This window comes from Legionella pelazae (assembly GCF_052527395.1).
In genome coordinates, this window is the sequence record NZ_JBNVZS010000001.1 from 77,826 (window position 1) to 89,959 (window position 12,134).

Genomic DNA, 12,134 nt, shown 5'->3' on the forward strand with positions numbered 1-12,134 from the left:
CTATGACTAGTCATTCAATGCGTTATTCATGGCAAGTAATGTATGCTTCCGTTTTTGCTCTAGTTATTCGAGATATTCAGAAGAAATTTATTAAAACAGTTAATACTGAACGCTCCATTGGTTTTATATGGGTGATATTAGAGCCTATAATGCATATTGGAATATGGATGCTAATTCGTATGGTATTTAACAGAAATACTCATACTCTTATTCCTACTCCTCTTTTTATTTTATTAGGTGTTATACCTTTTCTATTATTTCGTAATATTATTAGTAGTAGCAAAATAAGTATTAAAGCCAATAAAAATTTTTATTTATTCCGACAAGTAAGACCTTTGGATCCTATTCTTGCGAAAATCATTAGCGAAATTATGATTTCAGTATTTATATTTCTAATTTTATTAGCAGGGCTTAGATGGTTTGGAATAAAATGGTTTCTCTATGATTTTACAACATTGTTATTCAATTCACTGTCTTTTGTCGGATTTATTCTAGGGCTCTCTCTCATAATAGCCATTGCTTGTTTTTTCTTTAACTTTATAGCTACAGTTATTTCTATTGTTAATCGAATGACCTACATCCTTTCAGGCGTTTTTTTTAGTGCAGATATGTTACCTCAGCCTGTAAGAAATATAGCTCTTTACAATCCAGTATTTCAATTTATTGAAATACTGCGCGAAAGTTTTACGCCGCCTTTTTCATTTACTCCTTATACGTCAAGTGAATACTTATTAAAAATATCATTAATTATTTTAGCTATTGGGTTTGCGCTTTACTTGGCTGCCTATCAAAAAATCATGATTGAGATTGAGCAGCGATGATTGAAGCAATTAATATTAGTAAACATTATAAAGTTCAAGGAAAGAAGCATACAGTATTTAATAATTTGTCCTTGCGTATAAAACCAGGCGAAAGAATTGCATTGATGGGGCCAAATGGCGCAGGTAAGTCAACTTTGTTACGTATTTTATGTGGCATAGAAAAGCCGAGCAGTGGTGTAGTTAATATTACCAGCCGCTTATCTTGGCCGGTGGGTGTGGCAGGCGGCTTTATAGGAAATCTAACAGGACGAGAAAATGTGAAATTTGTTTGTCGACTCTTTATGACTAAGAAAGACGAGACAAAAGAGAAAATTAATTTTGTACAAGAGTTTGCTGAAATTGGCCATTATTTTGATATGCCCGTACAGTCTTATAGTTCTGGGATGCGTTCGCGTTTAGCTTTTGGTCTATCAATGGCCTTTGATTTTGATTTTTATATTGTTGATGAAGCTTTGGCCGTAGGTGATGCTGCTTTTAGAAAGAAGTGCAAAATTACTTTCTGTGAAAAGGCTGAGACAAAAGGTATTATTATGGTTTCTCATAGTCTTGGTGTAGTAAGAGAGTTTTGTAGACAAGGTATATTTTTACAAGGTAGTAAGATAACTAAAGCCAATTCAGTAGAAGAGATAGTTGAATTGTATAATTCTCTAGCTTGATATGTTTATTTGACAGCGAGCATTTGTTTAGAGCTTAGTTTCTAGCTTTTGTGAATAATATATGTTACTGTTTTTGCGCGAATCTGGAGTTGCTTTATTATTAAAGGAAGTACATGGAACAAGTATATAAAGGAAAAAGAGTTCTTATTACTGGTGCTGCAGGCACAATTGGTAGTGTTTTAACTTCAAAATTATTACAATTAAATGTTAAAGAAGTAAAAGCACTTGATAATAATGAATCAGAATTATTCTATTTAAATGAAAAGCATCGCAAAGAGAATCGATATAATGGTTTCTTCGCCGATATCAGAGATTTAGATAGACTTAAATATCTTGCTCGCAACGTAGATATTATTTTACATACTGCAGCGATGAAGCATGTCATTATTAGTGAACAGAGTCCTTTTGAAGCTGTAAGAACTAATGCTGAAGGCACACTTAATGTCATCAGTGCTGCAATAGAATCCTCAACTGTTAGCCGTGTAATTTATACAAGCAGCGATAAAGCCGTTAACTCCACGAATGTAATGGGGACGACAAAATTATTAGGTGAGCGCCTCATTACTTCTGCAAGCAATATCAAAGGTTCCAGCAATATCATTTTTAGTAGTACCCGTTTTGGGAATGTGATTGGCTCCCGTGGTTCCGTTCTTCCTATTTTTTATTCGCAAATTAAAGAAGGTCAAAATATTACTATTACCGATAAGCGTATGAGTCGTTTTTTTATGACGGCTGATGAAGCTGTTAAGCTCGTTATTGAAGCATCAATTCTTGCTAAAGGTGGTGAGGTCTTTATCACGAAGATGCCAGTGATGCGTATTATTGATTTAGCAACTGCTATGATAGAGCTAGTAGCTCCTAAATTTAATCGCAATCCAGAAGATATTGAGATTGAATATATAGGATCAAAACCTGGTGAAAAGCTTTATGAAGAATTAATGACCCAAGATGAAACTGAAAGAGCCTATGAGCTTGAGCATATGTTTATCGTAAAACCTGCCATGCTTCCCTTATATGAAGAAATAGATTACAGCAGTTATGAAACTTTAGTTAGTAAAAACGTCACAAAGCCTTATATAAGTTCAAGTGAAAAGTTTATGACAGTTGAGGAGATAAAAGATTATTTACTCTCTCACTTCCTGCTAGATTGCTATAAATATGAGGGGTCTATTCCTAGTAATATTACTAAACGAATTATACCAATAGTTTCTAAAGAGCTGAGTCAAGATTACGCTGCATTAACTGTATAAGTCTTAAGGAGAAGTAACGTGCCTCATGTTTTAATTTTAGGTGGAGATGGTTATCTCGGTTGGCCTACAAGTATGTATTTTTCGAATCGTGGTTTTGAGGTGACTGTCGTTGATAATTACTTAAGGCGCAATGCTTGTGTAGAGCTAGACGTTGGCATGCTTTATCCTGTGCCATCACTCATGGAGCGCGCTAAAATATGGCATGAATTAACTGGAAAAGAGATTAAAGTTGTTATCGGGGATTTATCTGATCCTGAAATAATGCGTAGTTTATTTAATGGTCACGTTACTTATCAATGGGCAGAGAACAAAGAATTTACAGGAATTCCTGACACTGTAATTCACTATGCAGAGCAACCATCAGCGCCTTATTCCTTAATAAATTATAAATATGCCAATAATACTATTCAAAATAATCTATTAGTGACGAATAATATTTTATTCGCGCTCAGAGACTATGCTCCAGATACCCATCTAATTAAGTTAGGCACAATGGGTGAGTATGGTACTCCTAACATTGACATTGAAGAAGGCTGGCTTGAAATAGAGCATAAAGGGCGCAAAGATAAGTTTTTATTTCCACGTCAAGCAAGTTCCATTTATCATACAACCAAGATTATGGATACTGACTTAATTTGGTTTGCAGTACGAATGTGGGATCTTAAGTGCACTGATTTAATGCAAGGTCCTGTCTATGGCATAGATACGCCAGAGTCTGAGATAGATGATCGCCTAAAAACTATTTTTAATTATGATGAAATTTTTGGCACAATTATCAATCGGTTTATTACTCAAGCTGTTGTAGGTTATCCGTTAACTGTTTATGGCAAAGGCGGCCAAACACGTGGTTATTTAAATATTAACGACACCTTACAATGTGTTCACGCTTCAGAGAAAACACCTGCAAAAAAAGGTGAGCTTCGTATCTTTAATCAAATCATGGAAACCTTTACAGCGAATGAATTAGCTGAATTGACTAAGAAAGTAGGGGATAGTCTTGGTTTTAATGTTGAAATTAAAAATATAGAAAATCCACGTAAAGAGAAAGAAGAGCATTATTACAACCCTGCTTATCAGGGCTTACAAAATATAGGTGTAGAACCTCATTATCTGACTGAAGATTCTATGCAAAGTATTTTTGAAGTGGTAAACCGTTATAAAAATAATATTCGACAGGATATTATTTTTAAAGGCATTCGGTGGTAAGGAAATAAAGTTTTAAAGTTTTTAAGGAATAAAAGTGAATTTAATGCAGAGTTGTTATACAGCACCAGAAGATATTATCATCCAGCCAGGCGCTACAATCGGTTTAAAGCACAAAGAGAATAGTAAAGATACAGTTTTTAGTCAAAATACATTTATTCGTACAGGTAGTATTATCTATTGTGATGTCACTTGTGGCCCTTATTTCCAAACAGGACATAATGTTTTAATTCGTGAACATACAGAGATTGGACAGCATGTCGTTATAGGAACAAATACTGTTTTAGATGGCAATATCATTATCGGTAGTTATGTAAAGATTGAATCTAATTGTTATATTCCTACCCACACAATTATTGGTTCCCGCGTATTTATTGGCCCTGGAGTAACGATGACAAATGATAAATACCCTTTAAAAATGCGTGACGAATATAAACCAGTAGGGCCAATCATCGAAGATGAAGTAACTATCGGTGGTGGAGCAGTTGTTGTTCCTGGTATAAGAATAGGTAGAGGTTCCTTTATAGCCGCTGGTGCAGTTGTTACAAAAAATATTCCACCTATGTCTTTAGTTACAGGCGTCTCAAGTAAAGTAACGGAGCTGCCTAAAAAACTTAAGGAAAAAAATATGGCTCTTAGTTGGCAAAAATATCTATCGGCTAATACTGTTAATTCCTAGGAAATATTGAAATGCTTAGCTTAAAAAAAATTAAAATGGCAGAAATTAGTTTGGCTTCATCTGAAATTGAAGCAGCTTTGAAGATTTTACAATCTGGGGCATTAAGACAAGGTAAGGAATGCGAACTCTTTGAAAAAGAATTTGCTGAAAAAGTTGGTGCTAAACATGCAATTTCATGTGCAAATGGTTCTGCTACATTGCATTTAGCTTATATGACTTTTATTAAGCCAGGAGATGAAGTATTAGTGCCATCATTTACGTTTATGGCAACTGGCTCAATGGTAACTATGGCAGGAGGGAAGCCTGTAATTTGTGATATTGATAAAGATACTTTTCTTATTGATCTTGAGGATGCAGCAAAGCGCTTAACTGAAAAAACAGTGGCTATTTCTCCAGTTCATTTATTTGGCAATGTTTGTAATATTGAACTCATTCAAGATTTCGCTAAAAAGCATAACCTTAAAATTATTTGGGATAATGCACAAGCACATGGCGCACAGTTTTTAGGTAAGGATGTAGGATGTTTCAACGATTTTACCTCCTATTCATTTTATCCTTCAAAGAATTTGTTTGTAGGTGAAGGAGGTATGATTCTCACTAATGATGATGAGGCAGCCTACAAGCTTCGCTTTATGCGTACTCATGGCCAAACTGGGAAGTATTATCACACTATGCTTGGTTTAAATTATCGAATGACTGATGTAGAGGCAGCAATTGGACGTGAGCAATTAAAGCGTCTTGATGAAATGCTAGCAATAAGGACAAGAAATTATAATTATTATAATGAAAATTTATCTAATATCCCTGGCTTAACTCCTCAAAAGATTCTACCTCAAACTAAACCTGCAGTGCATCAATATTGTTTACGAGTTGATCCTGAATTGACTGGAGTTACCAGAGATCAAGTAATTCAATCTCTAAACAGCAAGGGGATTGAGACTGGGATTCATTACCCTCGCGGTCTTCATCAGCAGCCTATTTTTATAGATATGTATGGGGAGCAAAATTTGCCTGTTACAGAGAAATTATGTCAGGAAATCTTTGCTATTCCCGTTCATCATGGTTTGTCTGAGGAAGATATTGAGTATATCACTGACGCAATTATAAAAACCTGTCTCTAAGTATTTAAAGAGATTCTTAACTTTAGGTGGAGTTCTTTAAGGAGTCCAGGAGAGATTTTGATGCTTAAATTAAATAATAAAATTAAAATTCATAAAGGATTTTTATCAAAATTTTTTGCCAAAAAGAAGCATAGTAAATTAGATGAAAAGGCACTTTTAAGGCAGATAAATGCTTTAAAGAAGAAAAATCAAAATCTTTTAGCAAGAGTTGAAATCTTGATTAATACACAAAACCAACTCCGGGAAAGAATTAAAAGTAAAACTGCTATCGCTAATGATAAATTTACTACTCATACGCCGCCTAATGAAAATCATTTATCTTTATTATCTTCTATAAAGAATTGTTTTAAAAGGTATAAGAAAAAGATACTTAAATTTGATAAAAAAATTGGTAAATTTAACGAACAATCTGAAAATCCTGCTGTATTTAAAAAAAGAATAGAAGCCTTACTTAAAAATCAAGAAATATTAAGAAAAAAAATAAGTCAAAATGGAGCGGTTAACAGATATTTAAATTTTGCTCAATTGTGTCAAACTATGGCTCTTAAGCTTAAAGCTGATGTGTATATTGGCCATGGAATACACTCATTACCTGCTGTTGATGTATTGGCACGAACTGCAGGTGGTAAAAAATTTAATGATGTAATTGAAATTCCCTCTTTTTTCGATCGATTGTTAGTACCTAGTTGGCCAATTTCAAATTTAGTTTTTCTGGATAATGCTTTTGAAACTTACCTTAGAAAATTTGATGGTTTATTAACTGTAGGTTGGGCACTGAAGGATCAAATTAAGCACTTTGGTACTCCGGTAACGGTGATTCCAAATTATAGATATTCTCAAGAGCTAAATCCAAGTAATGTCCTTCGTGAAAAATGTAATTTAGGGAAAGAAGAAAAAATTATATTATCTTTAAGTACAGTAACTGCAGGCCTTGAAGCCGTTATAGAAAGTTTAACGTTCCTCAAAGAGACTGCTCATCTGGTAATTGTAGGAGATATAAAGCCTAGTAGTTATGAGGATAAAATAAGGTCGTTAATACAAGAGCTACACTTAGAAAATAGGGTACATTTTTTTCCTAAAATTGAATATAGCCAATTAACATCTTTTATATCAGCTGCCAATGTAGGTTTAATCATCAGAGATCCTAATATCTTAAACAATAAAATTTCCTTACCTAATCGTATATTTGATTATGTATTTTCAGGTATACCTGTTTGTAGCCCTAATATTAAAGACATTGCAACGATAATAAAAACATACAAGGCAGGTGCAATAGTTAAGGAATTAACCCCAGAAGGATGGTTCAATGCTATAGAGTCTGTACTTTCAAAAAATGAAAAAATGAAAGCGAATGCTATTCAAGCTTCAAAAGAATTAATTTGGGAGAAAGTTGAAGACAAATTATATAAGGCTCTTGGTCACCCAAAAAAAGTTACTTATATAAGTATTGTTAATTTAAAGGAAAATAACCGTACTATGCGAATGGCAGCAAGTTTGGTTAAGAAAGGAGTGGAAGTTATAATCTGTTACCCTAGTAAAGAGAAACCTTATATTGAAAATGGAATTCAGTTTATTCCAACTGTTCCTTGTTAAAATTATCTATTAGGAAGATTGATGTTACGGCAATTTAAAAGTCATTTATTAAGGAAATTGATATTAAGGCGATCTAATCGTAGGCCTAAAATTTTATTGGCTCCTATGAATATAGCAAATATGCCTATGCAGGTAGTAACTAAATTAAAGGATCTAGATTATAATATTGAACAGGTTCAATATACGATGGGTGAAGGTCATAATTTAGGTTATGCTCTAGATAAGGAAATTGATGTTAGAAAATATGGTGGTCGTGTTAAGGCACATTGCTCTATTTTAGAAGACTATATTGAGAGAGGTTTCGATATTTTTCATTTTTGGAATAAGTCACTCTTTTATAATGTAAATCTTACAGCAATGAGTGGTTTTGATATTCCATTACTTAAAGCTCGCGATAAAAAAATTATTTTTAGATTTACAGGTTTTGATTTAAGAACGCCTTCTAAAGATATGGAGTTTAATCCATATAGCCCGTATCGTTATGGCTATCAGAATAGAGTTCCTGAGACCTTAATTTTAAAATTTAATGATTTCCTTCATGAGTATGTTGATCAGTTTGTTGTTCCAGATCCTGAATTACAGCAGTTCTGTCCTACTGCTAAAATAGTTCCGCGCGCGCTAGACTTAAAAGAGTGGAATTTTATTGGTATAAAACGCAAAGTTAAACCTCTAATTGTACATGCGCCAACTGAGCCTGTTTGTAAGGGTACCTCTTTTATATTAAGAGCTATTGATGATCTTAAGGATGAGGGTCTAGATTTTGAGTTCAAACTCATAAAGAATATGCACCATTTAGAAGCTCAACAATGGTATAGAGAAGCCGATATTATTATAGATCAAATCTTAATTGGCGCAACTGGCGTGCTATCCCTTGAAGCAATGGCTATTGGTAAACCTGTCGTATTAAATCTTAGAGAAGATCTCTTCAGCAAATATTATAAATGTGAGTTACCTATTATAAATGCTAATCCAGACAATATAAATAAGCAGTTAAAAACTATTATACAAGATTATGAATGGAGGAAACATTTATCCAACTCAGGTCGATTATTGGTTGAAAAATTTCATAATATAGATCTTGTAATAAATGATTATATTTCTATGTATGAAAATGTTTTCACTAAGCCCGGTGTTCAACCAACTCGATATGCTGACATTGCTTATTTAGCTGAGCAAGCTGAGCGCTTTGAAATGGCAGAAAGAATATTAAATAAAATGAAAAAGGACAAGTTTATAATTGCTAATATTAAAGGTGAGAGCCTGCTAAATAAAGTAGCCGCGTCTTTACCTCCCGAGTTAAAGCAAGCTGTTCTTAAACAATTTAATCTAGAAAAAGAAATACAGGAAAAAAATTAGTTTCTGATGTATAAGGATATAGGTGTAGGCGATGGTAGAGTTCACTAAAAAATTCATTAATGATAAAGAATTATCTAATGAGATCTGTGTTGTTGTTGGTACAAGGCCTGGAATCATTATGTTAGCTCCAGTTATTCATACTTTAATCAAGACGAATATTCCTTATTTTGTTATTCACACTGGACAACACTATTCCCCAGCTATGGATAGCGATTTATTTGAAGATTTAAAATTGCCTGTTCCAGAATATCATTTAAAAAACACTTCCCTTAAATCCACACATGGAGGCCAGACTGCCACAATGCTAGAAGGTTGCGAGGAGATACTTCTAAAAAGAAAGCCAAAGCTAGTATTAGTAAATGGTGACGCTAATACTAATCTTGCCGCAGGTTTGGCAGCCCGCAAACTTAGGATTGCTGTAGGTCATATTGAAGCTGGTGAGCGAAGCTTTGATTGGTTAATGCCTGAAGAGCATAATCGCCGGATACTTGATCATATTTCAGATCTTTTATTTACCACAGGAGAAAAGGGAGCAAAGCAGCTTGCTAAAGAATGCGTAATAGGTAAAGTATATATCACTGGAAATACTATTGTAGATGCCTCACTTAATCATGCATTACTAGCTGAAAAAGAGGATTGCTTTACAAAATATAAGATTATGCCTAAAGAATATTTGCTTTTAACTAGTCATCGTGAAGAAAATGTAGATGTTTATTCTAAGCTAAAAAATATCATTGAAGGTGCTGCGCTGGCAGCAACACAGTGTAATATGCCAATCTTATTTGTTGCACATCCGAGAACTATTAAAAGGTTAAAGGAATTTGATTTACATACAATGCTTTTAGAACAAAATGACATAATTTTCTGTGAAGCGCTTAGATATCTTGAGTTTCTACAATTGCTGATTAATGCCAAGATTGTACTTACTGATTCTGGAGGTGTACAACAAGAAGCTTATATACATAAAAGGCCTTGTGTAACTCTAAGAGAGAATACTGAGTGGTCAGAAACATTGCTCAATGGATGTAATCGTTTAGCTGGAGCAAATGATCCGAAAGAAATTGCAGATTGTGTACATGCAGCATTAACCATGCAATGTAATAACTGGGCACCTATTTTTGGAGATGGATTTGCAGCTGAGAGGATTGTCAGCCATTGTCAGGATTTTATTTCTAAATAGAAATAGTTCTATCATAGCCTTTATAAGGCTAGTTAATTTAGTTCAGTTTTTATAAGGATTATAATGAAAATAGGTATTATTGGTTGTGGAAAGCAAGCACCTAAGCATATTCATGGTATACGCGATAATGGTAAATTGGATATCGTCGTATATGACGTAAATAGAGAAGCTGCTAGTAATATTGCGCAAAAATATGATACTCAGTTGGCTCCAACTATTGATTCAATTTTAAATGATCCTAGTGTTTCAGGCATCATAGTTGCTACTCCTACACCTACCCATTTTGATTTTATTAGTCAATCTCTCAAAGCTAAGAAACATGTTTTTTGTGAAAAGCCCTTATGTGAAAATTTAGAGCAGGCAAAGTTACTCAGTATATTAAGTAAAGAGACTGGCTGCTTTGTTCAAGTTGGTTATGTTTATAGGCAAGTACCTGCCTTTCAAGAGCTAAATAAGTTATTGCTATCACCAGAGAAACCCTTAGGAAATATTGTTTGTGCTAACCTTAGATTAGGTGGCCGGGGTGATCATCATCTCTGGAAACATACCCGTGCTTTAGGGGGCGGGGCTATTAATGAAATGCTAGTTCATATGGTCGATTTAGCAAGCTGGTTATTTGGAGAGATTACAGATGTATGTAACCAAGAAACGCAATTATTAAGGCCTAAGCGAGTGATTGGTGGCCAGGAAATTGTTGCTGATGCAGAAGATTTTGTGTTTATTTCAGGTTTCACTCATTTAGGTAACTATGTTTCGCTTCAAGCAGATCTAATTACACCTGCGTTTAGCCAATTTATTGAGGTACAAGGTGATAATGGTAGCTTCTTTGGCTCTATACAAGAAGATAAACCATCCTATTTTTATTTAATAAAAAAAACAAATTCTTATAGTGCTGGTAAGAATACAATAAAGTTTCAAAGTGTAAATTTATTTAGTAGACAGATGGACGAATTCATTAATAATTTATATCAAAATCAATTAAATCACTCTCCCAGTATAACTGACTCAATTTCAATCTTTAATATAGTAAATCAACTTGTTAAATCAAACTAATGCATAAATATTTCAATTTCTTATTTAACAAAAACAAGAAAGTAGTCGCTAAATTAATAAAGAAGCATCGCTCACATTTATATAATTTTCCTCTTGATAGAATTTTAACATTTACACGATATGCATTTAATAATCATGAATCTCTTTATTCCGATTTATATATTGCTCATGGAGTAAGAGCTTTAGCTGCTGCAAATATGATTAGTTCTTTACATAAAAAGGACTATATATATGATGCTATAGAAATTCCATCGTTGTATCATCGTAACTTGCCTTTAAAATGGCACCCTACCATTTTAAATACCATCGAACAATTAAATGAGAATTATTTAAAAAAAGCCAAAAAAATTGTTACAGTAGGTTATTCTTTAGGAAAATATTTAACTCAATATGACGTACCAATACATGTCATTCCTAATTATCGTATAGATTCATCATCTACATTTAATATGAGTTGTCATAAGAAGTGTCTACATGAATTATGTAAAATTAATAAAGAAAAAAGTTTGGTTTTAATTTTAAGTACTGTCACTAGCAATATAGAAAATTTAATTTTTAGTTTAAATCAGCTTCCTAAGCATGTTCATTTTATTTTTTTAGGTAAAGTTAAGCCAAATTCGTATAAAGTTGCAGTGCAGAAATTAGCCAGAGAGAATAATCTTCATGAACGATGTCATTGGCTTGAACCAATACCTTATAATAATTTAATTGATACTATCTCTTGCGCTGATGTTGGGTTAATTGTATTAGATAAAGAAAGATTAAATAGTTATTTATCTTTGCCAAACCGCCTATTTGATTATTTTGCAGCAAGTATACCTATTATTTCACCAGATATACCAGATATTTCCTTTTATTTAAGAAAGCATAAGTGTGGTATTATTTTAGATAATTTGCAGCCTTCATCATGGGCACAGGCTATTTCTAGCATGTTAAATACCTTAAGTTATTATAAGGGAAATATGGCTAATTTAAATAAAATATATCGCTGGAAAGTTTGCGAGCCAATCTTATTAGAGTTAATTGGTAACGTTAAGTCTGTTACTATCTTAAGTATGAATGATCTGGTAAGTAATCAGCGTGTTAATAGGATCGCTACTACACTAGCTGCTCAAGGCATTTTAACTAAAATCTTTTGTTTAAGTGAAAGCAAGACAACATATTCTCATCCCAATATTCAATATCATTTGCTAGAAAAATTTTGAACTTTTGTAAGAGCATA

General features: G+C 33.3%; 10 protein-coding genes and 1 pseudogene. All 11 read left to right on the forward strand.

From position 1 onward, the window contains the following. Positions 1 to 2 precede the first annotated feature (2 nt). The 11 genes and pseudogenes from ACQUW5_RS00355 to ACQUW5_RS00405 all read left to right on the forward strand — a co-directional run bounded on the left by ACQUW5_RS00355 (position 3) and on the right by ACQUW5_RS00405 (position 12,117). Complete coding sequence (locus tag ACQUW5_RS00355; protein WP_444988904.1) at positions 3 to 821, forward strand: ABC transporter permease; 819 nt, start codon at positions 3 to 5, stop codon at positions 819 to 821. A gap of 68 nt (positions 822 to 889) precedes the next feature. Further along, positions 890 to 1,477: pseudogene (locus ACQUW5_RS00360) on the forward strand (ABC transporter ATP-binding protein); the annotation flags it as partial. Between the two features lie 113 nt (positions 1,478 to 1,590). Next, positions 1,591 to 2,727, forward strand: coding sequence for a polysaccharide biosynthesis protein (locus ACQUW5_RS00365; RefSeq protein ID WP_444988906.1), 1,137 nt, complete (start codon positions 1,591 to 1,593; stop codon positions 2,725 to 2,727). An 18-nt stretch (positions 2,728 to 2,745) separates the two neighbouring features. Next, positions 2,746 to 3,933 (forward strand): NAD-dependent epimerase/dehydratase family protein, encoded by a 1,188-nt coding sequence (locus ACQUW5_RS00370; protein WP_444988908.1) that lies wholly within the window; start codon positions 2,746 to 2,748, stop codon positions 3,931 to 3,933. Between the two features lie 43 nt (positions 3,934 to 3,976). Further along, on the forward strand, positions 3,977 to 4,609 hold the full coding sequence (locus ACQUW5_RS00375) for an acyltransferase (protein ID WP_444989599.1): 633 nt from the start codon (positions 3,977 to 3,979) through the stop codon (positions 4,607 to 4,609). 11 nt (positions 4,610 to 4,620) lie between these two features. Next, entirely contained in the window at positions 4,621 to 5,730 is a 1,110-nt protein-coding gene (locus ACQUW5_RS00380; protein WP_444988910.1) for a DegT/DnrJ/EryC1/StrS family aminotransferase, read from the forward strand. A 60-nt stretch (positions 5,731 to 5,790) separates the two neighbouring features. Further along, positions 5,791 to 7,323: a glycosyltransferase gene (locus ACQUW5_RS00385; RefSeq protein ID WP_444988912.1), complete on the forward strand. Its 1,533-nt coding sequence runs from the start codon at positions 5,791 to 5,793 to the stop codon at positions 7,321 to 7,323. Positions 7,324 to 7,344: 21 nt separating this feature from the next. Further along, positions 7,345 to 8,679 carry a glycosyltransferase gene (locus ACQUW5_RS00390; protein WP_444988914.1) on the forward strand — a complete coding sequence of 445 codons (1,335 nt, stop codon included), beginning with the start codon at positions 7,345 to 7,347 and terminating at the stop codon, positions 8,677 to 8,679. 31 nt (positions 8,680 to 8,710) lie between these two features. After that, a complete protein-coding gene (gene wecB / locus ACQUW5_RS00395) occupies positions 8,711 to 9,859 on the forward strand; it encodes a non-hydrolyzing UDP-N-acetylglucosamine 2-epimerase (protein WP_444988916.1) in 1,149 nt (382 codons plus the stop codon). 63 nt (positions 9,860 to 9,922) lie between these two features. Continuing rightward, positions 9,923 to 10,912: a Gfo/Idh/MocA family protein gene (locus ACQUW5_RS00400; RefSeq protein ID WP_444988918.1), complete on the forward strand. Its 990-nt coding sequence runs from the start codon at positions 9,923 to 9,925 to the stop codon at positions 10,910 to 10,912. Further along, the gene (locus ACQUW5_RS00405) at positions 10,912 to 12,117 is read left to right on the forward strand and encodes a glycosyltransferase (RefSeq protein ID WP_444988920.1); all 1,206 of its coding nucleotides are present in this window, start codon (positions 10,912 to 10,914) and stop codon (positions 12,115 to 12,117) included. The genes ACQUW5_RS00400 and ACQUW5_RS00405 overlap by 1 nt, the downstream gene beginning before the upstream one ends. Positions 12,118 to 12,134: the final 17 nt, after the last annotated feature.

Excerpts from the sequence above, each read along its gene's own strand:
- ACQUW5_RS00355 (WP_444988904.1), top strand. The coding sequence starts at position 3 with ATGACTAGTCATTCAATGCGTTATTCATGGCAAGTAATGTATGCTTCC.
- ACQUW5_RS00365 (WP_444988906.1), top strand. The coding sequence starts at position 1,591 with ATGGAACAAGTATATAAAGGAAAAAGAGTTCTTATTACTGGTGCTGCA.
- ACQUW5_RS00375 (WP_444989599.1), top strand. The coding sequence starts at position 3,977 with ATGCAGAGTTGTTATACAGCACCAGAAGATATTATCATCCAGCCAGGC.
- ACQUW5_RS00380 (WP_444988910.1), top strand. The coding sequence starts at position 4,621 with ATGCTTAGCTTAAAAAAAATTAAAATGGCAGAAATTAGTTTGGCTTCA.
- ACQUW5_RS00385 (WP_444988912.1), top strand. The coding sequence starts at position 5,791 with ATGCTTAAATTAAATAATAAAATTAAAATTCATAAAGGATTTTTATCA.
- ACQUW5_RS00390 (WP_444988914.1), top strand. The coding sequence starts at position 7,345 with ATGTTACGGCAATTTAAAAGTCATTTATTAAGGAAATTGATATTAAGG.
- wecB (WP_444988916.1), top strand. The coding sequence starts at position 8,711 with ATGGTAGAGTTCACTAAAAAATTCATTAATGATAAAGAATTATCTAAT.
- ACQUW5_RS00400 (WP_444988918.1), top strand. The coding sequence starts at position 9,923 with ATGAAAATAGGTATTATTGGTTGTGGAAAGCAAGCACCTAAGCATATT.
- ACQUW5_RS00405 (WP_444988920.1), top strand. The coding sequence starts at position 10,912 with ATGCATAAATATTTCAATTTCTTATTTAACAAAAACAAGAAAGTAGTC.